17 protein-coding genes are annotated in these 21,425 nt (G+C 69.3%); 7 read left to right on the top strand and 10 right to left on the bottom strand.

Annotation, left to right across the window (positions count from 1 at the left end):
* The first annotated feature begins 21 nt into the window (after positions 1–21).
* The 4 genes from ACSQ3Y_RS02970 (at position 22) to ACSQ3Y_RS02955 (ending at position 5,533) form a co-directional block, all read left to right on the top strand.
* Positions 22–807 (top strand): SDR family NAD(P)-dependent oxidoreductase, encoded by a 786-nt coding sequence (locus ACSQ3Y_RS02970; protein ID WP_436176388.1) that lies wholly within the window; start codon positions 22–24, stop codon positions 805–807.
* Between the two features lie 51 nt (positions 808–858).
* On the top strand, positions 859–1,851 hold the full coding sequence (locus tag ACSQ3Y_RS02965; protein WP_436176387.1) for a Bug family tripartite tricarboxylate transporter substrate binding protein: 993 nt from the start codon (positions 859–861) through the stop codon (positions 1,849–1,851).
* Between the two features lie 77 nt (positions 1,852–1,928).
* The gene (locus ACSQ3Y_RS02960; protein WP_436176386.1) at positions 1,929–3,668 is read left to right on the top strand and encodes an acyl-CoA dehydrogenase family protein; all 1,740 of its coding nucleotides are present in this window, start codon (positions 1,929–1,931) and stop codon (positions 3,666–3,668) included.
* A 107-nt stretch (positions 3,669–3,775) separates the two neighbouring features.
* Positions 3,776–5,533 carry a tannase/feruloyl esterase family alpha/beta hydrolase gene (locus ACSQ3Y_RS02955; protein ID WP_436176385.1) on the top strand — a complete coding sequence of 586 codons (1,758 nt, stop codon included), beginning with the start codon at positions 3,776–3,778 and terminating at the stop codon, positions 5,531–5,533.
* Between the two features lie 126 nt (positions 5,534–5,659).
* Here the strand turns inward: ACSQ3Y_RS02955 and ACSQ3Y_RS02950 are convergent, their stop codons facing one another.
* The 3 genes from ACSQ3Y_RS02950 to pcaB form a co-directional block, all read right to left on the bottom strand.
* A complete protein-coding gene (locus ACSQ3Y_RS02950) occupies positions 5,660–7,153 on the bottom strand; it encodes a fumarate hydratase (RefSeq protein ID WP_436176384.1) in 1,494 nt (497 codons plus the stop codon).
* 3 nt (positions 7,154–7,156) lie between these two features.
* Positions 7,157–8,137 carry a Bug family tripartite tricarboxylate transporter substrate binding protein gene (locus ACSQ3Y_RS02945; RefSeq protein ID WP_436176383.1) on the bottom strand — a complete coding sequence of 327 codons (981 nt, stop codon included), beginning with the start codon at positions 8,135–8,137 and terminating at the stop codon, positions 7,157–7,159.
* Positions 8,138–8,201: 64 nt separating this feature from the next.
* Complete coding sequence (gene pcaB, locus ACSQ3Y_RS02940; RefSeq protein ID WP_436176382.1) at positions 8,202–9,578, bottom strand: 3-carboxy-cis,cis-muconate cycloisomerase; 1,377 nt, start codon at positions 9,576–9,578, stop codon at positions 8,202–8,204.
* Between the two features lie 116 nt (positions 9,579–9,694).
* Between pcaB and ACSQ3Y_RS02935 the strand changes: the two genes are divergently transcribed.
* The 3 genes from ACSQ3Y_RS02935 (at position 9,695) to ACSQ3Y_RS02925 (ending at position 11,423) form a co-directional block, all read left to right on the top strand.
* Positions 9,695–10,429: a GntR family transcriptional regulator gene (locus ACSQ3Y_RS02935; RefSeq protein ID WP_436176381.1), complete on the top strand. Its 735-nt coding sequence runs from the start codon at positions 9,695–9,697 to the stop codon at positions 10,427–10,429.
* 86 nt (positions 10,430–10,515) lie between these two features.
* Entirely contained in the window at positions 10,516–10,896 is a 381-nt protein-coding gene (locus tag ACSQ3Y_RS02930) for a VOC family protein (protein ID WP_057266725.1), read from the top strand.
* Positions 10,897–10,907: 11 nt separating this feature from the next.
* Positions 10,908–11,423, top strand: a complete 516-nt coding sequence (locus ACSQ3Y_RS02925) for an EVE domain-containing protein (protein WP_436176380.1) — start codon at positions 10,908–10,910, stop codon at positions 11,421–11,423.
* A gap of 3 nt (positions 11,424–11,426) precedes the next feature.
* Here the strand turns inward: ACSQ3Y_RS02925 and ACSQ3Y_RS02920 are convergent, their stop codons facing one another.
* From ACSQ3Y_RS02920 to ACSQ3Y_RS02890, 7 genes are all read right to left on the bottom strand, one after another.
* Entirely contained in the window at positions 11,427–15,164 is a 3,738-nt protein-coding gene (locus ACSQ3Y_RS02920) for a molybdopterin cofactor-binding domain-containing protein (RefSeq protein WP_436176379.1), read from the bottom strand.
* Entirely contained in the window at positions 15,161–15,679 is a 519-nt protein-coding gene (locus ACSQ3Y_RS02915) for a (2Fe-2S)-binding protein (protein ID WP_436176378.1), read from the bottom strand. Before ACSQ3Y_RS02915 ends, ACSQ3Y_RS02920 begins: the two co-directional genes overlap by 4 nt.
* Before the next feature lie 17 nt (positions 15,680–15,696).
* Entirely contained in the window at positions 15,697–16,875 is a 1,179-nt protein-coding gene (locus ACSQ3Y_RS02910; RefSeq protein ID WP_200963937.1) for an ABC transporter substrate-binding protein, read from the bottom strand.
* Between the two features lie 153 nt (positions 16,876–17,028).
* Positions 17,029–17,754: a bifunctional nicotinamidase/pyrazinamidase gene (pncA, locus tag ACSQ3Y_RS02905; RefSeq protein WP_057202740.1), complete on the bottom strand. Its 726-nt coding sequence runs from the start codon at positions 17,752–17,754 to the stop codon at positions 17,029–17,031.
* Between the two features lie 74 nt (positions 17,755–17,828).
* Positions 17,829–18,575, bottom strand: coding sequence for an ABC transporter ATP-binding protein (locus ACSQ3Y_RS02900; RefSeq protein ID WP_428002832.1), 747 nt, complete (start codon positions 18,573–18,575; stop codon positions 17,829–17,831).
* Positions 18,575–19,375, bottom strand: a complete 801-nt coding sequence (locus tag ACSQ3Y_RS02895; protein ID WP_057202710.1) for an ABC transporter ATP-binding protein — start codon at positions 19,373–19,375, stop codon at positions 18,575–18,577. Before ACSQ3Y_RS02895 ends, ACSQ3Y_RS02900 begins: the two co-directional genes overlap by 1 nt.
* Positions 19,372–21,267, bottom strand: coding sequence for an ABC transporter permease (locus tag ACSQ3Y_RS02890; RefSeq protein ID WP_436176377.1), 1,896 nt, complete (start codon positions 21,265–21,267; stop codon positions 19,372–19,374). The genes ACSQ3Y_RS02895 and ACSQ3Y_RS02890 overlap by 4 nt, the downstream gene beginning before the upstream one ends.
* Between the last annotated feature and the right edge of the window lie 158 nt (positions 21,268–21,425).

The following is a 21,425-nucleotide window of genomic DNA, read 5'->3' as shown; positions in this document are numbered from 1 at the left end:
GCACTACCCAAGGAGCCATCCATGCAGATCCAAGGACAGACCGCCCTCGTGACCGGCGCCGCATCGGGCCTGGGCGAAGCCACCGCACGCGAGCTGGCCCGCCTGGGCGCCAAGGTCGCGGTGCTCGACGTGAACACCGCCCTCGCCACCCAGGTGGCCGAGAGCATCAACGCACAGCATGGCGCCGGAACGGCCGTGGCCTGCACCTGCGACATCACCCAGACCGAGAGCGTGGCCGCCGCCCTGGCCCAAGCCGAGGCGGCCCTGGGCCCGGCCCGCATCCTCATGAACGTGGCCGGCATCGGCAGCGCCAAGCGTGTGGTGCAGCGCGACGGCAGCGCAGCGCCGCTCGAAGACTTCGCGCGCGTGGTGGGCATCAACCTCATCGGCAGCTACAACATCAGCCGGCTGTTCGCAGCCGCCTGCGCCAAGCTGGCGCCGCTCGACAGCGGCGAACGCGGGGTAATGATGTTCACCGCGTCGGTGGCGGCCTTCGACGGCCAGGTGGGCCAGCAGGCCTACAGCGCGTCCAAGGGCGGCCTGGTGGGCATGACGCTGCCCATGGCGCGCGACCTGGCGCAGCACGGTATCCGCGTGTGCACCGTGGCCCCGGGCCTGTTCGCCACGCCGCTGATGAAGGAGCTGCCCGAAGCCGTGCAGCAGTCGCTGGCCGCGAGCATTCCCTTCCCGCCGCGCCTGGGCAAGCCCGAGGAGTTTGCCGAGCTGGCGGCCCACATCGTGACCAACGGACACCTCAACGGGGAGGTGATCCGGCTCGACGGTGCCCTGCGCATGGCACCCAGATAGCGCCCCCGTTCCCTGCCCCGTCAACACACCATACCTATACCGGAGACAACCATGACGACGACACGACGCCACTTTGTTCACACCCTGGGCAGCGCCGCAGCCCTCGCAGCGCTTTATCCCCTGTCCTCCTTCGCGCAGGCGCTGGACCAGGTCAAGATCATGTACGGCTTTCCGGCCGGCAGCGCGGGCGACAGCGTGGCCCGCCGCGTGGCCGAGAAGCTGGGCGGCACGGCCTACAGCAAGAACCCGGGCTTCGTCGAGAACAAGCCCGGCGCCGGTGGCCGCATCGCGGTGGAAACGCTGAAGAACTCGCCCGCCGATGGCTCGGTGCTCACCCTGGCACCGGTATCGGCCCTGTCGGTGTACCCGCACATCTACCCCAAGCTCAGCTACAAGCCCGACGACGTGGTGCCCGTCTCCATCGGCGCGATCATGCACCACGGCCTGGCCGTGGGCCCGGCCGTGCCGGCCGAGGTGAAGACGCTCAAGGACTTCCTGGCCTGGGCCAAGGCGAATCCGGACAAGGCCAGCTACGGCTCGCCCGGCGCGGGCTCCATGCCCCACCTGCTGGGCGCGCTGCTGGGCATCCGTGCGGCAGTGGAGCTCAAGCACGTTCCCTACCGTGGCACCGTGCCCAGCATCACCGACCTGGTGGGCGGCCAGATCGCTGCCGCCATGAACCCCAGCGGCGACTACCTGCAGTACATGAAGACCGGCCGCGTGCGCGTGCTGGCCACCTCGGGCAAGAAGCGCTCGCCCTACCTGCCCGATGTGCCCACCTTCATCGAACTGGGCTACCCCGACGTGACGTCCGAGGAATGGTTCGGCTTCTACGCCCCGGCCAAGACGCCCGCCGCCACGCTGGCCAGTGCCAATGCCGCCATCACCGGCGCGCTCAAGGACAAGACCGTGATCGACGCACTGGGCGTCGTTGGCCTGGTGGCCCACGGCAGCACGCAGCAGGAGATGCTGGCCGACCAGAAGGCCGAGTTCGAGCGCTGGGGCCCGCTGGTCAAACAGATCGGGTTCACTTCAGAGTCCTGATCTCCGCGACAGCCCTGCCGCTACCGGCCCGAGCGGGCCGGTAGCGGCCCCTTGTTTCCCTTTCCACGGCCCACACGATGCAAGCCCAGACCGCCCTTGGCGACATCACCCACCTGCTGCATGAGGTGCTCCAGGCGCCTTCGCAGTGGCAGGCGCTGGCGCCGTTTGCCGACACCGATGTCGGGCTGGCGGCGCAGGTGCTGGAGGAGGCCGCGAAGTTCGTCGACAGCGCCATCGCCCCGCTGCAGCGCACCGGCGACGAAGAGGGCTGCCACTTCAAGGCCGGCAGCGTCACCACTCCCGCCGGCTTTCGCGCGGCCTACCAGGCCTTCTGGCAGGCCGGCTGGCCCTCGCTGGCCTGCGCGCCCGAAGACGGTGGCCAGGGCCTGCCCGCGGTGCTCGAATGCGTGCTGTTCGAATGGCTGGCTGGTGCCAACCATGGCTGGACCATGGCACCCGGCCTGCTGCACGGCGCCTACGAGTGCCTGCGCCACCATGGCAGCGAGGCCTTGAAGGCGCAGTACCTGCCGAAGATCGCCAGCGGCGAGTGGCTGGCCACCATGTGCCTGACCGAGGCCCATGCGGGCAGCGACCTGGGCCTGGTGCGCACGCGCGGCGTGCCCCAGCCTGATGGCAGCGTGCGCGTCAACGGCAGCAAGATCTTCATCTCGGGCGGCGAGCACGACCTGACCGACAACATCGTGCACCTGGTGCTGGCGCGCCTGCCCGATGCACCGGCGGGCCCCAAGGGGCTGTCGCTGTTCCTCGTGCCCAAGGTCTTGCCGAGCGGCGAGCGCAATGCCGTGGTGTGCGAACGCATCGAAGAGAAGATGGGCCTGCACGGCAGCCCCACCTGCGTGATGCGCTTCGACGACGCCACGGGCTGGCTGTTGGGCGAGCCCCACAAGGGCCTGGCCGCCATGTTCGTGATGATGAACGCCGCGCGCCTGCACGTGGGCCTGCAGGGCCTGGGCCTGCTCGAGGCGGCCTGGCAGAAGGCCAGCGCCTATGCGCACGAGCGCCGGCAGATGCGCGCTCCCAGGCCCATGGGCACAACGGCATCGCCGGGCCCTGATCCGATTGCCGAACACCCGGCCATGCGCCGCATCCTGCAGACACAGCGCGCCTGGATCGACGGCGGGCGCGTGCTGGCCTACCACACGGCCCTGCAGCTCGACGTGGCGCGCCACCACCCCGACGCGACCGAGCGCGCCGTGGCCCAGCGCTGGTGCGCGCTGGTCACGCCCGTGCTCAAGGCCGCGCTGACCGACCAGGCCTTCCACGGCGCGAGCGCCTGCCTGCAGGTCTTCGGCGGCCACGGCTACGTGCGCGAATGGGGCATCGAGCAGATCGTGCGCGATGCGCGCGTGGCCATGATCTACGAGGGCACCAACGAGATCCAGGCCATCGACCTGCTGGTGCGCAAGGTGCTGGCCGATGGCGGCCAGGGCCTGTGTGCACTGCTCGCGTCCCTGCGTGCCGGCCTGCCCCCCGACGAAGCCGCCAACACCCGGCGCAATGCCCTGGCCGACACCACGCGCGCGCTGGCCGCCGCAGCCGCCACCCACCCCGAGCTACCCTACTGGGTGGCGGACGACTACCTGCGGGCCGTGGCCCTGGTGCTGCTGGAGTGGGCCTGGGCGCGTGTCGCAGCGGCACCCGCCAGCCACGTGCCACGCTGGACCGAACCGGCGCAGGCATGCAAGACCTGGGTGCTGCCCGAATTCGACATGCGCCTGGCCATCATTCGCCAGCGCCTGTCCACCGCTGCAGCCGACGTTCACCGACGTACCGCGCCCGCCATGGCTGCCGCCTGACGGTCCGCGCCTTTTCTCTCTTTGCTTTCCCCATCCCACAGCGCTTCGAGGCCGCGCTGCGGGTCTGCCTGCCTGCGCCTTGAGACAACACACGAGGAGACAACACCATGAAGACGAACAAGGGTATCTGGAGAATGCACCGTGGCCTGGGCCGCCCCCTGGCACTGGCCGCCCTGCCCGCCGCGGTATCACTGCTGCTGGCCGGCTGCGGCGGATCCGACGGCGGGCTGCGGCAGCTCTCGGCGGCCTCGCCAGGCACGCTGCAGTCCTGCGCCAACCTGGCCACCACGCTGGCCCTGCCCAATACGCGCATCGCCTCCGCCGTGCCCGTGGCCGAGGGCGAGCTCAAGGCCACCGGCGTGAACACCCCCATCCCGGCGCACTGCCTGGTCAAAGGGGCGATGAACCAGCGCACCAGCACGGTCGATGGCGCGAGCTATGCCATCGGCTTCGAGATGCGCATGCCCGTGGCCTGGAACGGCCGCTTCCTCTACCAGGCCAACGGCGGGCTCGATGGCAGCGTGGTCACGGCCCTGGGCGCGACCAGCGGCGCGGCACCCGTCGCGCCGGCGCTGAGCCAGGGCTTCGCGGTGCTCAGCTCCGACGCGGGCCACAGCGCGCCCACGCCCTTCTTCGGCGTGGACCCGCAGGCCCGGCTGGACTATGGCTACCAGGCCGTGGGCAGCCTCACGCCCATGGCCAAGGACCTCATCAAGAGCGCCTACGGCAAGGCGCCCGACCGCTCGTACTTTGCGGGCTGCTCCAACGGCGGGCGCCACGCCATGGTGGCCGCCTCGCGCTATGCGGACCAGTACGACGGCATCCTGGCCGGGAACCCGGGCTTTCACCTGCCCAAGGCCGCCACCACGCAGCTGTGGAAGGCCCAGCAGTACGCCAAGGTCTCCACCCCGGACGCCAGCGGCCAGCCCGACCTGAACACTTCGGTGACCGCAGCCGAGTACAGGCTGCTGGGTAGCCGCATCCTCGCCAAGTGCGATGCGCTGGACGGTGTCACCGACGGACAGGTGAACGACGTGGCGGCCTGCCAGGGCGCCTTCAACCTGCAAACCGACGTGCCCAGTTGCAGCGCCGGTGCCGCGCGGGACGGGACCTGCCTGACGCCAGCGCAGAAGAACGTGCTGGCCGACATCTTCGCCGGCCCGAAGAACAGCAAGGGCGAGGCGCTGTACACCGGCACCTGGTTCGACCCGGGCGTGGGCGGCGTCAACTTCGCACAGTGGCACCTGGGCTCGCCCGCCACGCGCGATGCCGGCGCCGTGGCCTTCATCTTCACTTCGCCGCCCTCCTCCGTGGCGGCCTTCGGTGCCACCACGGGCCTGCAGTACGCGCTGAACTTCAGCATGGAGACCGACTACCCGAAGATGTTCGCCACCAGCGCGCTCTACCCCGAGTCGCCCTGGTCCTTCATGACGCCACCCAACGAGGCCGATCTGGGCGCCTTGAAGGAACGCGGTGCCAAGATGATGGTCTACCACGGTGTGGCCGACGGCGTGTTCTCGCCCGTGGACACCGCCAACTGGATGGACCGGCTGCAGGCCAACCACAAGGGCGATGCCGCCAGCTTTGCACGCCTGTACATGGTGCCCGGCATGAACCACTGCTCGGGTGGCCCCGCCACCGACCAGTTCGACATGCTGGCGCCGCTGGTGCAGTGGGTGGAACAGGGCAAGGCGCCCGATACCGTGCTGGCCCAGGCCCGCGGCGCCGGTGCCAATGTGGTCAACACCGAATTGCCCGCCAGTTGGTCGGCCAACCGCACCCGCCCGCTGTGCGTCTACCCCAAGGTGGCGCGCTACAACGGCACGGGAGATGTGGAGAGCGCTAGCAGCTTCAGCTGCCGGTGATGTAACTTGCCAATAGCCGGGCTATTGGCAAGCCGTGCGACAAGGCAGGCACCGCATGCCGGGGCCAGCCCGAAGGGAAAGCCTGCAGCGCGGGGGTGAAATGAATGATGACACGCCCTGGCGCCCTCAGACCAGCATGAAGCGGTGGATGCTCCGCCCCTGTGAGTCCACCGCCACGGTCACCGGAAAGTCCACCACCTCGAACTCATGGATGGCCTCCATGCCCAGGTCGGCGAAGGCCAGCACGCGTGCCTTGCGGATGGAGCGCGACAGCAGGTAGGCCGCGCCGCCCGTCGCCGCCAGGTAGGCACCCCCATGACGGCGAATGGAGGCAATGGCCTCGGGCCCGCGCTCGGCCTTGCCCACCATGGCCAGCAACCCGGTCTGCGCCAGCAGCGGCTCCACGAAGCGGTCCATGCGCGTGGCGGTGGTCGGGCCGGCCGGGCCCACGGCTTCGCCCGCCACGGCATCCACCGGGCCCACGTAGTAGATGGTGCGGCCGCGCAGGTCCACCGGCAACGGCTCGCCACGCTGCAGCAGGTCCACCAAGCGCTTGTGCGCCGCGTCGCGCGCGGTGAGCAGGGTGCCCGTGAGCAACAGGGTCTGGCCGACCTTCCATTGGCCGACCTCGGCGCGGTCCAGCGCATCGAGGTCCACGCGCACCGCGTCTTGCACCACGAAGCTATCGGGAATGCCGTCCCACGCATCGAGCGACAGCTCCGGCAGGGGTGCCGGCCCCGTGCCATCGAGCGTGAGGCGCAGGTAGCGCGTGGCGGCGCAGTTGGGGATCAGCGCCACGGGAATCGTGGCCGCATGGCAGGGCGCGGTGCGTACCTTCACGTCGAGCACGGCCGACAGGCCGCCGAGCCCCTGGGCGCCGATGCCCAGGGCATTGCTGCGCGCATGCAAGTCCAGGCGCAGTGCCTCCTCGGGCGTGGCCGCGCCGCGCGTGCGCAGTTCGTCGATGTCGATGGCATCGAACAGGGACCGCTTGGCCAGCAGCATGGCCTGCTCGGGGCTGCCGCCGATACCGATGCCCAGCACCCCTGGTGGGCACCAGCCGGCGCCCATGCCTGGCAGCTGCGCCAGCACCCAGTCGGCCACGCTGTCACTCGGGTTCAGGGTGGCAAAGCGCGCCTTGACGTCGCCGCCGCCGCCCTTGGCCACCACCAGCAGCTCCAGCGCATCGCCCTCCACGAGTTCGCAATGCACGATGGCGGGCGTGTTGTCGCGCGTGTTGGTGCGTGCGCCCAGCGGGTCGGCCACCATGGTGGCGCGCAGCGGGTTCGTAGGGTCGCCATAGGCGGTGCGCACCGCGTCGTCGACCACGGCCTGCAGGCTGCGCAGCGGCGCACCGTCGTGCCGGATGAAAGCCACGCCGGCACCCAGGCGCAGGAACACCTGGGCCACGCCCGTGTCCTGGCACAGCGGGCGGCGGCCCAGCGCCGCCATGCGGCTGTTGACCAGCAACTGGCCCATGGCCGCGCGCGCCGGGGCATGGGTTTCGGCCGCATGGGCGCGCCGCAGTGCGCGCACGAAGTCGGGCGGATGCCGGTGGCTGATGAACTGCAGCGCCTGGGCGATGCTGGTGGCCAGGTCTTCCTGCGCGATGCGGGTCATGGCTCAGTCGATCTGGATCTTGGCGTCGGTCGCCACCTTGCGCCATTTCTCCACCTCGGCTGCCGTGTGTTTGGCAAAGGCCTCGGGCGCGTACTGCGCCTCGGGCAGCAGGTGGATGCCCTGCGCCACCATGCGCGCCGTCCAGGGCTTGTCGGCCAGGGCCTTGAGGTAGGCCTGGTGCAGCTTTTGCACCATGTCCTTGGGCACACCCTTGGGTGCGTACAGGCCGTACCAGGTGGCGGCCTCGAAGCCGGGCAGGGTCTTGTCGGCCAGCGGCGCGACGTTGGGGTACTGCTGCGGCATGGGCGTGAGCGAGGTCAGCGCAATCGCATTGAGCCGCCCGCCCGTGACCTGGGGCAGCGCCGTGTTGCTCTGGTCGAACATGGCCTCCACCTGCCCGCCCACCAGGTCGTTCATGGCCGGGGCCGCGCCCTTGTACGAGATAGACGTGACCTCGATGCCGGCGCGCGACTCGAACAGCGCTGCGATCAGGTGCGAGGTGGAGCCCACGCCAGCATTGCCGAAGTTGATCTTGCGCGGGTTGGCCTTGGCCGCTGCAATCAGCTCGCCCGCCGTCTTGTAGGGCGAGCTCTTGGGCACCAGCAGCACCAGCGGCGTGTCGGGAAAGCGGAACACCGCGTCGAAGTCCTTCACCGGGTCGTAGGCCAGCTTTTTGTAGAGCGAAGGCGCCGCGCCCATGTAGCCCATGTGGCCGACCAGGAAGGTGTAGCCGTCGGGTGCCGACTTGGCAGCCTTGGCCGCGCCGATGGTGCCGCCCGCGCCGGCCGCATTCTCGATCACGATGGACTGACCGATCTGGCGCCCCACCTTGTCGGCGATGTCGCGCGCCATGGCGTCGGTGGGGCCGCCCGCAGCGAACGGCACCACCCAGGTGAGTGGCTTGGCGGGCCAGGCCTGCGCGTGGGCGAAGGTGGCGGCGCACAGCAATGCGGCGGCGGCACCAAGGGTCTTGGCGGTGTTCATGGATTGGTCTCCTGCAATGGTTGTGGGATGGAACGGAAAGCGCAAGCGGGGAATCAGGCGGGGCTCAGTGGTCGAGCGCCGCCGAGGCGGCCAGGGCGCGGTCCACCATGGCGGGCGCCAGGCCCAGGTAGTTGGCGGGGTCGGTGAGTCGGTCGATGGTGGCGCGGTCGACGTGGCGCATGACCTCGGGCAGCGCGGCCAGCGCCTCGGCCAGCGTGCCGCCATGTTCGTTGACGGTGCGGCAGGCGTCGTAGACCACGTCGTGCGCCTGCTGGCGGCCCATGGCCGGGGCCAGGCCCATCATCACGGCCTCGGCCACGATCAGGCCCCGGCTGATGCCGAGGTTGCCGCGCATGCGCGCCTCGTCCACGATCAGGCCGCCGAGCGCGAACTTGGCCTGGTGCAGCGCGCCGGCGGTGAGGATGAAGCTCTCGGGCAGCGCCAGCCACTCGGCATGCCAGGGGCCGGTGGCACGCTCGAAGTCCTGCACCATGGCATCGACCATCAGCCCCGCGTGCTGGCGCACGGCCTTGGAGGCCGCCAGCATCAACTCGCTGGAGATCGGGTTGCGCTTTTGCGGCATGGTGCTGCTAGCGCCCCGGCCCTTCACGAAGGGCTCGTAGACCTCGCCGAACTCGGTGGAGGCCATGATCATGATGTCCAGCGCGATCTTGCCCAGCGAGCCGGTGACCAGGGCCAGCAGATTGACGGCCTCGGCGAAGCCGTCGCGCGCCACATGCCAGGTGGTCAGGGGCACGGCCAGGCCCAGTTCGTCGGCCAGCGCGGCCTGCACTTCGAAGCCCTTGTCACCCAGCGATGCCAGCGTGCCGGCAGCCCCGGCGAACTGCACCACCAGCACGCGCTTGCGCAGTTCGGCCAGGCGCTCCTGGTGGCGGTCGAACATGGCCAGCCAGATGGCCACCTTGTAGCCGAAGGTCACGGGCAGCGCCTGCTGCAGGTGGGTGCGGCCGGCCATGGGCGTGTCACGGTGCTTCGCGGCCAGCGCGGCGAGGATGCCGCGCAGCGCGCGGATGTCGGCCTCCACCAGCGCCAGCCCGTCGCGCAGTTGCAGCACGTTGGCCGTGTCCATGATGTCCTGGGTGGTGGCGCCCCAGTGCACGTAGCGCCCGGCCTCGCCGCACATCTCTACCAACTGGTGCACCAGCGGCAGGATGGGGTAGCCGACGATGTCGGTCTCGTGGCGCATGTGGTCGAAGTCCACGCGGTCCAGTCGCGAGTCGCGCGCGATGGCCTCGGCCGCCTCGGCCGGGATCACGCCGCAGCGCGCCTCGGCCCGCGCCAGCGCCACCTCCACCTCGATGTAGCGGGCGATCAGGGTGTGGTCGGAGAACACCTCGCGCATGCGCGGCGTGCCAAAGGCATCGCGGAACAACACCGAGTCGAGCACCGTGCTGGCGGGGGAAAACAGGAGAGAGGACATGGCAGGCCGGATATGTTGATAAAATACGAACATATTTAAATGTCCGAACAAATGAACTGTAAATATGTTCGAACAAAACTCGATTTGGGGTTTTCCCTGAGCAGGAGCCTGTCCGCATGACCGCCGCCAAAAACACCGACCTCGCCCGCGACCTGTCCGAGGGCATTGCCTCGGGCCGCTTCGCCGTGGGCACGTTGCTGCCCACCGAGTTCGAGCTGTGCGACCAGTACGGCCTGAGCCGCTATGCCGTGCGCAAGGCGCTGGACGAACTGCAGGAGCTGGGCCTGATCTCGCGGCGCAAGAACGTGGGTACGCGCGTGGAGGCCATGCGCCCGCGCGCCGGCTTCACGCAATCCATCGCCACGGTGGAAGAACTGGCGCGCTTCGGTGCCGAACATGTGCGCACGGTGCAGTCGATCAACGACGTTGTGGCGGACCTGGCGCTCGCCAAGCACCTGGCCTGCCCCGGCGGCACGCGCTGGCTGCACATCGCCTGCCTGCGCATGGAAGGAGGCAGCACACGGGCACGCCCGATCTGCTGGCTGGACCTGTACATCGACCCGGCGTATTCCGACATCGGCCCCATCGTGCGTGATGCGCCCGAGACGCTGGCCAGCTCCATCATCGAGGAGCGCTACGGCCGGCGCATCGCCCGCATCCGCCAGGACATCGAGGCCGTGCTGGTGCCACGCGAGCATGCCGAGGCCCTGCGTGCCGAGGCCGGCGCGCCCGCCCTGAAGATCACGCGCCACTACATCGACCCGGCCGACCAGGTGTTCGAGATCTCGGTCTCGCTGCACCCGGCGGACCGGTTCAAGTTTTCGATGGAAATGAACCGCACAAGGGAATGACGGCACCGCTGCAAGCCTGCTGACAAACCGCTGTCAGCAGCAGGTCATCACCATCGGGGCTTCTTCACACACACAAGGAGTCCTTCATGAAAAACGCCATCAGCTGGTTCGAAATCCCCACCACCCAACTGGACCGTGCCCAGGCTTTCTACGAGGCCGTGCTGGGCCAGGCCATGCGCCGCGAGTCCATGGGCCCGAGCGAAGGCGCGGTGTTCTCGTATGACCCGGAATCCGACGGAGCGGGTGGTGCGCTGATGATGGGGCCGACCGCGCCGCAGCTGGCAGCAGGCGCTGGCACCCTCGTCTACCTCGATGCTTCGCCTTCGCTCGATGCGGCCCTGGAGCGGGTGGTGGCGCAAGGCGGCAAGGTAGCCCTGCCGCGCCAGGCACTGCCGCCGGGCATGGGCTTCTTCGCGCACATCCATGACCTGGATGGCAACCGCGTCGGTCTGCACGCCGAGGCCTGAGGAGCATGGGTATGGCAGCAGCAAGCGCCTTGGCTCAACCGACCCTGTGGGCCGACGCACCACAGCCCGCCATGGCCGCGCCACGCGGCAACTGGATCGCCGTGGCCAGCGCCAACCACGCGCGCCGCGGCTGCGTCGAGCCCGAAGCCGGCTACATGCAGCTGTGCCACGGCAAGGTCGCCCCGCTGCGGCGTGTGAAGCCCGGCGACAGGGTCGCGTACTACGCGCCCACGGTCACCATGGGCGGCAGCGACAAGCTGCAGGCCTTCGTCTCGCTGGGGCTGGTGAAGCCCGGCGAGCCCTATGCCTTCGACATGGGCGGCGGGTTCGTGCCGTTTCGCAAGGGCGTGGACTACGTGCCGGCCCGCGAGGCGGCCATCGCACCGCTGCTCGATCACTTCGAGTTCGTGCAGGACCGCGCGCGCTGGGGCTATGCGTTCCGTTTCGGGCTGTTCGCCATCAGCGACCACGACATGCGGCTGATTGCCGATGCCATGGGTGCCGACGCGGATTCATTGCATTTCTGAACGCTATGGATGGGCCGGACCGGCGCGCACACGTGCCAGCGCGGCCGGCACATCGTTCCATGCGGGGCGGCCTGGCGCATAGCGCTGGCGCATATAGCCCGCGAGCTCTGCGATCTGCGCATCGCTGAGCGCGTCGCCAAAGCCGGGCATGAAGCCCAGTTCGCGCGAAGCCGGTTCGCGGATGCCGTGGACGATGACCTGCAGCAGGTTGTCCGGCCGGTCGCTGTGCAGGTTGCTGTTGAGCGCCAGCGGCACGTTCACGCCCAGGAGCTTGGGGCCGTTGCCGTCATGGTGGCAGGCGGCGCAGGCGCCGTCGAACAGGCGCTGCGCCTGGCCGGGCTGGGGCGCCAGTGCGGCCGCCTGTGCCACAGCGGCCTGCGCCTTCGTCAATGCTTCGGCAGCAGGCTCCGGGGTCGCGTTGAACGAGGCCAGGTACGTAGCCATGGCGCGGATGTCCTCGTCGGGCAGCTTCGCCAGCTCCTGCACCACGGGCGTCATGGGGCCGGAGGCACTGCCGTGCTCCGGGCTGTGGCCCTTGCGCAGGTAGCTGTACAGCGCGTCGGCGCTCCAGGGCACGGGCGCCTTCGACAGCCCGGTGAGGGCGGGCGCCTCCCAGCCATCGACCAGCGCGCCCGAAAGGAATGCCGCGCCGCCCATCTCCGCACCCAGCGCATTGCGCGGTGTGTGGCAGGCGCCACAGTGGCCCACGCCCTGCACCAGGTAGGCGCCGCGGTTCCATTCGGGCGGGCGCGCGGGGTCGGGCTTCCAGGGCGTGGCGTCGTGGAACAGCGCGTTCCAGCCCGCCATGAGCGGGCGCACGCTGAACGGAAAGGCCAGCTGCGTGGCCGGCACTTCGGAGCGCACCGGCGGCTGGGCCATGAGCCAGGCGTACAGCGCGGTCAGGTCGTCGTCGTCCATCTTCGCGAAGGATGTGTAGGGAAAGGCCGGGTACAGGTGCTTGCCGTCGCGCGAGATGCCCTCGCGCATGGCGCGCTGGAAGGCGCTGAAGGACCACAGGCCCAGGCCGGTCTGCGCGTCGGGCGTGAGGTTGGTGGTGGTGACGGTCCCGAAGGGCGTGTCCATGGCGCGCCCACCGGCATTCGGCGTTCCGCCCGGGGCCGTGTGGCAAACCACGCAGTCGCCGGCAGCCGCCACCAGGCGCCCACGTTCTATGGTGGCGGCGTTGTAGACCGAAGCACCTGCCGTCTGTGCGACCGGTGCGATGGCCGGGCGCCAGCCCAGCAGCGCCGCCCCCATGGCCAGGCCGCCGGCAGCCAGGGCCAATGCACGCGCCCAGTGGCTGCGCCGGCGCGGCCAGGTGGCCGTGGCGGGAACGGCCGGGGCGGGCAGCTCCAGTGTGGGCAGCACGTCGGCCGGCTCTGCCGGCGACCCTGCAGGGGCGGCACCGCCCTGCCCAGCTGCTGCGCCCAGCGGGTTGAGCCCCGCGCGCACCACCTCGGGCGTGAAGGGCGGCGCGCGAAAGCGCACGCCCGTGGCGTCGAAGATGGCGTTGGCAATGGCCGCCGTGCCGGGCACCGACGAGGACTCGCCCGAGCCCAGCGGCGCCTCGTCCTGCCGGGGCATGTGCATGACCTCGATGACCGGCACCTCGCGAAAGCTCAGGATGGGGTAGCTGCCCCACTCGCGTGTGTCCACCGCCTGCGTGACCGGGTCGAAGCGCACCTGCTCCTTGAGGGCCCGGCTGGTGGTCTGCACCACGTTGCCATGCACCTGGTGCTGCACCCCTGCGGGGTTGACCATCATGCCCGCATCGTGACCCACGACGACGCGGCGCACATGCACCTCGCCGGTCTTCTTGTTCACATCCACATCGGCCACCCAGGCGGCCCAGGCCGCGCCAAAGCCCGGCCACTTGCTGTGGATGTAGCGCGCGTAGGCAAAGCCCTGGCCCTGGACCCAATCGCCGTCGGTGCCCTGCAGGTCCGCGGGGCCGGGCACGCGCGGGCCGGTGTGGGGCAGCCAGCCAGCCTTCTCGGCCGTGGCCTTCACGAGTTCTGCCGCGCGCGGGTCGCTCAAGAGCTGCAGACGAAACTCGACCGGGTCCACGCCAGCCGCGGTGGCCAACTCGTCCACATAGGATTCATGCGCGAACGAATTGGGCAGGGCCGAGACGCCGCGCAGCCACGAGGCACGCACGATGGGCGCCATGTCGTTCACGGCCACGCGCAGGTTGTCGAAGTCGTAGGGCGGGCGCGCCGTGCGGTCGCCCATCTCGTAGGCCTGGGCCAGCGGCTCGATGGTGCGCGTGAGCAGCAGCGCCAGCGTGGGCGCGCCGTTGGACGGGTAGGATGTCTCGAAATCGTAGGCGGCCACCGAGCCATTGGCATTGAGCCCGCCGCGCACCTGCATGAGCTGGGCCGTGCCCTTGGGCTCCCACAGGTGCTCCTGCTCGCGCGTGAGCTGCACGCGCACGGGAGCCCCCACGGCACGCGACAGCAGCGCGGCATCGGCGGCCACGTCGTCGGCGCCGTTGCGGCCGTAGCAGCCGGCCGCCTCCATGCGCACCAGATCGATGTCCACATCGGCCATGCCCATCAGGCGCGCCAGGTCGGCGCGCAGCACATGGGGGTTCTGCGTGCCGGCCCAGACGGCCATGCGGGCACGGCCCGAGGCCTCGTCCTGGCGCCACTCGGCCACCGCGCACGAGGGCCCGATGGAGCCGTGCAGTTGGTAGGGCCAGACATAGGTGCGCGGCAGGGACTGCGCGGCGCCGGCCAGCGCGGCGTCCACGTCGCCCTCGTCCACCAGGCGGCGTTGCGTGGAGGGGTTGGCGCGTATGGCCTGTGCCAGGGCGTCCGGGCTGTCCTGCCGGGGAAATCCCGGCCAGGGCTTCCAGTGCACGCGCAGCGCACGCATCGCCTCCTCGGCCTGTTCCTCGCGCTCGGCGACGATGCCCACGAAGTCGCGCACCACCACCACCGCGCGGATGCCCGGGATGTGCGCGATGGACGACTGGTCCACCGATTCGAGCGTGTTGCCGATGAAATCGCCATGGTCGGCACCCGCATAGGGCGGGCGCACCACGCGGCCGTGCAGCATGCCGGGCACGCGCATGTCGTGCACGAAGACCAGCTCGCCGCTGACCTTGGCGGGTATGTCCACGCGCGGCACCGACTGGCCGACCACGGTGTAGTCGGCCGCGGGCTTGGTGGGCGTGGCCTCGGCCAGCTCCAGCACGGTGTGCGCGCCGGCCAGCAGCTCGCCATAGGCCACCTGGCGGCCTGGGTCGGCCGCCACCTGCACCACGCCGGCCTGCACCTGCAGCGCATCAGGCGCCACGCCCAGGCGCTCGGCGGCCTGGGCCACCAGCCAGTGGCGCGCCTGCGCTGCGGCGGTGCGCAGGGGCTTGGCGTGTATCTGGATCGAGGCGCTGGCAATGGTCGCGCCCTGGTTGGGCGCGCGCGTGGTATCGCCCAGCACCATGTTCACGCGCTCAAGGGGAACGTCCAGCTCCTCGGCCACGATCTGCGCGAGCGCCGTGCGGATGCCGGTGCCCAGGTCGACGTGGCCATTGAGGGCGGTCACGCTGCCATCGTCCCACACGGCCAGCAGGATCTCCACGCCCTCGGCCGGGTTGCCGGCCACCAGCGCGGGCTGGCCCTTCACAGGCGGGGGTGCGGGCGGCGGGTTGCGCACGACCAGCAGCACCCCCTGTGCGGCATGGAAGTCAGCGCGCGTGAGCGGGCTGTGCGCGCGCAGCGCTACAGGGGGCGCGCTCATGCGGCCACCCCGCGCACCAGCACCGCCGCGCGCTGCACGGCGCGGATGATCTCCACATGCGTGCCGCAGCGGCACAGGTTGCCCGAGAGCTCGCGGCGGATGGCGGCCACGTCGGGATCGGGGTTGCGTTCAAGCAGGGCCACCGCCATCATCACCATGCCGTTGAGGCAGTAGCCGCACTGGGCCGCCTGCTCGTCCACGAAGGCCTGCTGTACCGGATGCAGCCCTCCCTCACAGCTTGCACCATGGCAGCGCGCGGGCAGGCCCTCCAGCGTCGTCACCTCCCGCCCCGCCACGCCGTGCGCAGGGATCACGCAGGCGCGTGCCGCCACCCCGTCCACCAGCACCGTGCAGGCGCCGCACTGGCCCAGGCCGCAGCCGTACTTGGGGCCGTTGAGCGAGAGGTCGTTGCGCAGCACATGCAGCAGCGTGGCGCCCGCGCCCGGGGCACCTGCTGGCAGCTCACATGGCTGGCCATTGACGGAAAGGGTGAGAACGGTGGCTGGGGTCTGCATGGATCCTGAATGAAACGTCAGCGGCGCAGGCTGCCGGTGCGGGTGTACATCTCCAGGTCCACGAAGTTGGACCCATTGTGGTTGTTCGGACCGTACTGCACCGGGAAATCGCCGAACTTGGTGGTACCCATGTCTTCCATGGCCTTGATGAAGGCCTCGCGCGTGAGGTTGCGCCCCGCGCGCCTGAGGCCTTCGACGAACACGCGCGCGGCGATATAGCCTTCGAGCATGGTGTAGCTGTCGATCTTGGCACCGGCATCGGTGCGGTCCTTGCGGTAGTCGACCACGATGGGCAGGCGGCTGGCCTGCGGCGAGGGCACGATGCTGGCCGTGACCAGGCCCTCGATGCCGCCGTTCAGGCGCTGGGCCGAGCCCGGCGCATCGGTGATGCCCACCGAGATGGTGTACAGCGGCGCGGCGCCGCCACCGGCACGGTAGTCGCGCAGGAACACCTCGACCATCTTGCCGGCCATGATCATCACCACCGCGCCGGGCTGGGCCTTGGTGAGCTGGGCCACCTGGGCCTTGGCGTCGGTGGCGGCAATCTCCAGAGGCACCGACTCGACCACCTTGACCTTCAGGCCCTGGGCGATCTGCAGGCAGGTCTCAAGGTTGGACTTGCCGAACGCGCTGTTCTGGTAGGCGACCGCGATGTTGGTGATGCCCAGCGTGGCCAAGTGGCCCACGATCTTGCGCAGCTCGGTCTCGTAGCTGGCGCGCACGTGGAACAGGTAGCGGTTGTGCGTGGTGCGAAACGAGGTGGTGCCCACCAGCGGCGCGAACATGGGCACGCCGGCCTTCTCGGCCAGCGGCATGGCGGCGATCAGGTTGCCCGTGGCCACGTAGCCGATCAGGGCGAATACCTTCTCCTCGTCGATCAGGCGCGCCGTGTTCTCGGCGGTCTTCTTGGGCTCGTAGGCGTCGTCGAGCGAGACGAGTTCGAGCTTGCGCTCGAACACCCCGCCGGCCTTGTTGGTGCGGTCGAAGTACAGGGAGATGCCGGCCTTGTAGTCCACGCCGAAGTCCTTGGCGGGCCCGGTGAAAACAGCGGACTGCCCCACTTTGATGCTCTTGTCCGTCACCCCGGTCTCTGCCGCCATGGCCGTCGTCGCCGAACTGCCCAGGGCCGTCGCCGCCATGGCCATCAGCACGGCCCTGCGGTCGGTGCGCCCATCCCTCATCCCACGGTACTTCATGAAACGCTCCTTACATCAAAGGTGGCAGTTTCCCCGCAACACGAGGGACTGTGCAACCATTTACAGGGGGTGTTGCGAAACCGTCAAAGACGGATTCCCACGCTGCCGGCCAGGCGGCAGCCACCGATGGTTTGCAAGTCCCGTGCCCATGGCTCAGGCGACGTCGAGGTCGCTCGACTGGATGCGCTTGACGCCTTTGGCCTTCATCTGCTTCCAGGCCGCCTCCAGCGAGCCGTTGAGGTCGATGGCGCGGCAGGCGTCTTCCACCACATAGGTTTCGAAGCCCAGGCGCTTGGCGTCCAGGGCCGTCCAGGCCACGCAGAAGTCGGTGGCCAGGCCGGTCACGAACACCGTCTTGATGCCGCGCTGCTTGAGGTAGCCCGCGAGGCCTGTGGAGGTCTTGCGATCCGCCTCCTCGAAGGCCGAGTAGCTGTCCACATGCTCGTGGAAGCCCTTGCGCAGGATCACCTGGGCCTGGGGCAGTTTCAAATCCTTGTGCAGGGCCGCATCGTCGGTGCCGCGCACGCAGTGGTCGGGCCACAGCACCTGCTGGCCGTAGCTGAGCTTGGTGGTCTCGAAGGGCTTCTTGCCGGCATGCGTGCTGGCGAACGAGGCATGGCCCGGCGTGTGCCAGTCCTGCGTCACGACCACGTTCTCGAACGCGGTGGCGATGCGGTTGATGACCGGCACCACCTCGTCGCCCTTGGCCACGGGCAGCGTGCCACCGGGCACGAAGCAGTTCTGCACGTCCACGACGATCAGCGCTGCGCGTTCGCCGGGCTTGATCTTGCCCGCTGCAAAGGCCAGGGGCATGCCGGCCCCCGCGAGGGTGAGGGCGGCGGCGGATTGGAGGAAGAAACGGCGCTGGGCAGGGATCATCATGGCGGACACTCCGGTTGGGAACGCACTGGCAGATCGGTACGGGCCCAACAGGCCCGCGCCGGGAAAATCCTTCAAACGCTCAGGTAGGACCTGCGCACCTCGTCGTTGGCGGCCAGCTCGGCCATGGACGCCTGGTAGCGGATCTGGCCCTTTTCGAGCACGTAGGCACGGTCGGACACGAGCTCGGCGAAATGCATGTTCTGTTCGGACAGCAGAATGCTCACGCCCTGGGCCTTGAGCTCCAGGATCATCTGCGCCATCTGCTCGACGATGACCGGGGCCACGCCTTCGGAGGGTTCGTCGAGCAGCACCAGGTAGGGGTTGCCCATCAGCGTGCGGGCCACGGTCAGCATCTGCTGCTCGCCGCCGCTCATGCGGCCGCCGGGGCGCTGGGGCATCTCGCCCAGGTTCGGGAACAGCTTGAACAGGGCCTCGGGCGTCCACAGCGGCGCCGCCGTGCCGTCGGGCCAGTGGCGCGCGGGCTGGCGGCCCACGGCCAGGTTCTCCATCACCGTGAGGTCGGTGAACACGCGGCGGTCCTCGGGCACGAAGCCCAGGCCCAGGCGGGCCGCATCGTGCGGGTCGCTTTTCGACAGGTCCTTGCCCATGAAGCGGATCTGGCCCTTGCGTTTGGCCAGCATGCCCATCAGCGTCTTGAGCGTGGTGGACTTGCCCGCGCCGTTGCGGCCCATCAGCGCCACGACCTCGCCGCGGCGCACGTTGAGGTCCACGTCGTACAGGATCTGCGCAGCGCCGTACCAGGCCTGCAGGCCTTTGGCCTCCAGCAACACGTCCTTGGAATCAATCGTCGTCGTCATCATGCGGTCTCCGCAGGCGCAGCAGCAATCGCTGCACCAGCCGTCTTTTTCTCGAAGGTCTTGCCGGTGCCGAAGTACACCTCCTGCACCTTGGGGTGGTCGCGCAGCTCCAGGGGCTTGCCCTCGGCGATCAGGCGCCCGCGCGCCAGCACGATCATGCGGTCGGCGTAGGCGAACACCACGTCCATGCTGTGCTCGGTGAACAGCACGGCCATGCCGCGGTCGATCACGAGTTGCTTGGTGAGCGCCATGAGCTCGTTGCGCTCCTTGGGCGCCATGCCGGCCGTGGGTTCGTCCATGAGCAGCAGCTTGGGCGCGTTGGCCATGGCGATGGCCAGCTCCACGCGCTTCACGTCGCCATAGGCCAGCACGCTGCAGGGGCGGTCGGCCTGGGCCTTCATGCCCACCTGCTCAAGCAGGGCCAGGGCCTCATCACGCTTGTGCTCCGAGGCCTTGCGGAACATCGAGAACAGGCGGCTGTCGTTGGAGATCAGCGCCATCTGCACGTTTTCCACCACGGTCAGCGAGGAGAAGGTCTCGGCGATCTGGAAGGTGCGGCCCACGCCCATGCGCCAGATATCGCGCGGCTTGCGGCCCACCAGCTCCTGGCCGTTGAGCTGGATCGAGCCCACGTCGGCCGGCAATTGGCCGTTGACCATGTTGAAGGTGGTGGACTTGCCGGCGCCGTTGGGGCCGATCAGGGCCAGCAGCTCGCCGGCCGCCAGCTCGAAGTGGATGCCGTCGACGGCCTTGACCCCACCGAAGGACTTGCCCAGACCGGTGACTTTGAGCAGGCTCATGCTGCCTCCTTGGCTTCGCGCTTGTTGTCGAAGAGTTGCTTGATGGCCCCCGCGATGCCCTGCGGGAACAGCAGCACCAGGATCAGGATGATGGCGCCCAGCATGGCGCGCCAGTAGTCGGTGTTGCGTGCCACCGTGTCGTGCAGCCAGGTGAAAGTGACCGCACCCACCACCGGGCCGGCCAGCGTCTGGATACCGCCCAGCAGCACCATCACCAGGCCGTCGACCGACTTGCCCACGTGCAGCGCCTCGGGCGAGATGCTGCCCTTGGAGAAGGCGAACAGCGCACCGCCCAGGCCCGCAAACAGGCCGGCGATGACGAAGGCCGTCCACTGCATGCGCTTGACGTCGATGCCGATGGCATCGGCGCGCAGCACCGAGTCGCGCCCGGCGCGCAGCGCATAGCCAAAGGGCGAGAACAGCACCCGGCGCAGGGCCAGCACGCCACCCACCACCAGGGCCAGCGTGAGGAAGTAGTAGTTGCGCTTGTCCGACAGCCACTCGGCAGGCCACACGCCCGTGAGGCCGTTGCTGCCGCCCGTGAAGCCGTCCCACTGGTAGCAGATGGCCCAGGTGATCTGCGCAAAGGCCAGCGTCAGCATGGCCAGGTACACGCCCGACAGGCGCACGCAGAACCAGCCGTAGATCAGCGCACCGGCCGCAGCGGCCAGGGGGGCCAGCAACAGGGCCGCTTCCATGGGGATGCCCGCCGAGCGCACCAGCAGCGCCGCCGCATAGGCACCCAGGCCGAAGTAGGCCGCGTGGCCGAACGAATGCATGCCCGCCGGCCCCATGATGAAGTGCAGGCTGGCGGCGAACAGGGCTGCGATCAAAAGGTCGATCATCAGCACGGTGAGATAGGGCGAGCCTGTGGTGACGAAGGGCAGCAGCACCAGCGCGGCGACCAGCACGGCCGCACCGACCTTGTACCAGGGCGGCGAGGCGCGCAGCGGCGCTTCGGGAATACCGGTGTTGCGGCTGGCTGCCTGTGGCTTGCCCATCAGACCCCAGGGGCGCACCACGAGCACGACCGCCATCACCAGGAACTCGACCACCAGCGTGAGCTTGGAGAACGAGACGCTGTAGCCGAAGATTTCGACCACGCCGAGCCAGATGCAGATGGCCTTGATCTCGGCGATCAGCAGCGCGGCCACGTAGGCGCCCGGGATGGAGCCCATGCCACCCACCACCACCACCACGAAGGCGGCGCCGATGGTGTTCAGGTCCATCTCCAGCGTGGCCGGTTCGCGCGGCAGCTGCAGCGCACCGCCCAGGCCCGCCAGCAGGGCGCCCAGGGCGAACACCGCTGTGAACAGCCAGGCCTGGTTCACGCCCAGGGCGCTGACCATCTCGCGGTCCTGCGTGGCGGCACGCACCAGCGTGCCCCAGCGGGTGCGGGTGAGCAAGAGCCACAGCAGGCCCAGCACCACCGGGCCGACGACGATCAGGAACAGGTCGTACGAGGGGAATTGCCGCCCCAGGATGCTGACCGAGCCCGACAGGCCCGGCGCACGCGGGCCGAGCAGTTCCTCGGGGCCCCAGATCCACAGCGCGGCGTCCTTGATCACCAGCACCAGCGCAAAGGTCGCCAGCAGCTGGAACAGCTCGGGTGCCTTGTAGATGCGGCGCAGCAGCACCACCTCCACCAGGGCACCGAGCGCGCCGACCACCACGGCCGACAGCAGCAGCGCAGGCCAGAAGCCCAGGCCTGTGCCCAGCTTGGCCACCATGGAGTAGGCGACGTAGATGCCCACCATGAAGAACGAGCCATGCGCAAAGTTCACGATGCGCGTGACGCCGAAGATCAGCGATAGCCCGGCGCCCACGAGGAACAGCGAGGAGGCCCCCGCCAGTCCATTGAGCAGCTGAACGATAAAACTCGATAAACTCATTCCAGATCCTTCGGGGTCACGGCAAAGGTGGGGGTCTGTTAGCACTGATTTCAGGGTCGCGAAGGCCATTGCCGGCGGGCCAATCTAGGCGCGTGACGTAGCGTGTGCTCTTGCACATGCCAGGAGCGCAACGACGAGTGGCGCGCCGGCAAGGGCCT

The sequence above is a fragment of the Acidovorax sp. LjRoot66 genome (assembly GCF_964253305.1).
Classification (GTDB): domain Bacteria; phylum Pseudomonadota; class Gammaproteobacteria; order Burkholderiales; family Burkholderiaceae_C; genus Acidovorax.
The sequence above is the reverse complement of the archived record's forward strand: the minus strand, read 5'-3'. Positions and strand labels throughout refer to the sequence as shown.

Bases quoted from the DNA above. Each gene is read 5' to 3' on its own strand.
- ACSQ3Y_RS02930 (WP_057266725.1), top strand. From the start codon at position 10,516: ATGAAAAACGCCATCAGCTGGTTCGAAATCCCCACCACCCAACTGGAC.
- ACSQ3Y_RS02935 (WP_436176381.1), top strand. From the start codon at position 9,695: ATGACCGCCGCCAAAAACACCGACCTCGCCCGCGACCTGTCCGAGGGC.
- ACSQ3Y_RS02965 (WP_436176387.1), top strand. From the start codon at position 859: ATGACGACGACACGACGCCACTTTGTTCACACCCTGGGCAGCGCCGCA.
- ACSQ3Y_RS02910 (WP_200963937.1), bottom strand. From the start codon at position 16,875: ATGAAGTACCGTGGGATGAGGGATGGGCGCACCGACCGCAGGGCCGTG.
- ACSQ3Y_RS02890 (WP_436176377.1), bottom strand. From the start codon at position 21,267: ATGAGTTTATCGAGTTTTATCGTTCAGCTGCTCAATGGACTGGCGGGG.
- ACSQ3Y_RS02960 (WP_436176386.1), top strand. From the start codon at position 1,929: ATGCAAGCCCAGACCGCCCTTGGCGACATCACCCACCTGCTGCATGAG.
- ACSQ3Y_RS02950 (WP_436176384.1), bottom strand. From the start codon at position 7,153: ATGACCCGCATCGCGCAGGAAGACCTGGCCACCAGCATCGCCCAGGCG.
- ACSQ3Y_RS02970 (WP_436176388.1), top strand. From the start codon at position 22: ATGCAGATCCAAGGACAGACCGCCCTCGTGACCGGCGCCGCATCGGGC.
- ACSQ3Y_RS02900 (WP_428002832.1), bottom strand. From the start codon at position 18,575: ATGACGACGACGATTGATTCCAAGGACGTGTTGCTGGAGGCCAAAGGC.
- pncA (WP_057202740.1), bottom strand. From the start codon at position 17,754: ATGATCCCTGCCCAGCGCCGTTTCTTCCTCCAATCCGCCGCCGCCCTC.
- ACSQ3Y_RS02920 (WP_436176379.1), bottom strand. From the start codon at position 15,164: ATGAGCGCGCCCCCTGTAGCGCTGCGCGCGCACAGCCCGCTCACGCGC.
- pcaB (WP_436176382.1), bottom strand. From the start codon at position 9,578: ATGTCCTCTCTCCTGTTTTCCCCCGCCAGCACGGTGCTCGACTCGGTG.
- ACSQ3Y_RS02955 (WP_436176385.1), top strand. From the start codon at position 3,776: ATGAAGACGAACAAGGGTATCTGGAGAATGCACCGTGGCCTGGGCCGC.
- ACSQ3Y_RS02925 (WP_436176380.1), top strand. From the start codon at position 10,908: ATGGCAGCAGCAAGCGCCTTGGCTCAACCGACCCTGTGGGCCGACGCA.
- ACSQ3Y_RS02895 (WP_057202710.1), bottom strand. From the start codon at position 19,375: ATGAGCCTGCTCAAAGTCACCGGTCTGGGCAAGTCCTTCGGTGGGGTC.
- ACSQ3Y_RS02915 (WP_436176378.1), bottom strand. From the start codon at position 15,679: ATGCAGACCCCAGCCACCGTTCTCACCCTTTCCGTCAATGGCCAGCCA.
- ACSQ3Y_RS02945 (WP_436176383.1), bottom strand. From the start codon at position 8,137: ATGAACACCGCCAAGACCCTTGGTGCCGCCGCCGCATTGCTGTGCGCC.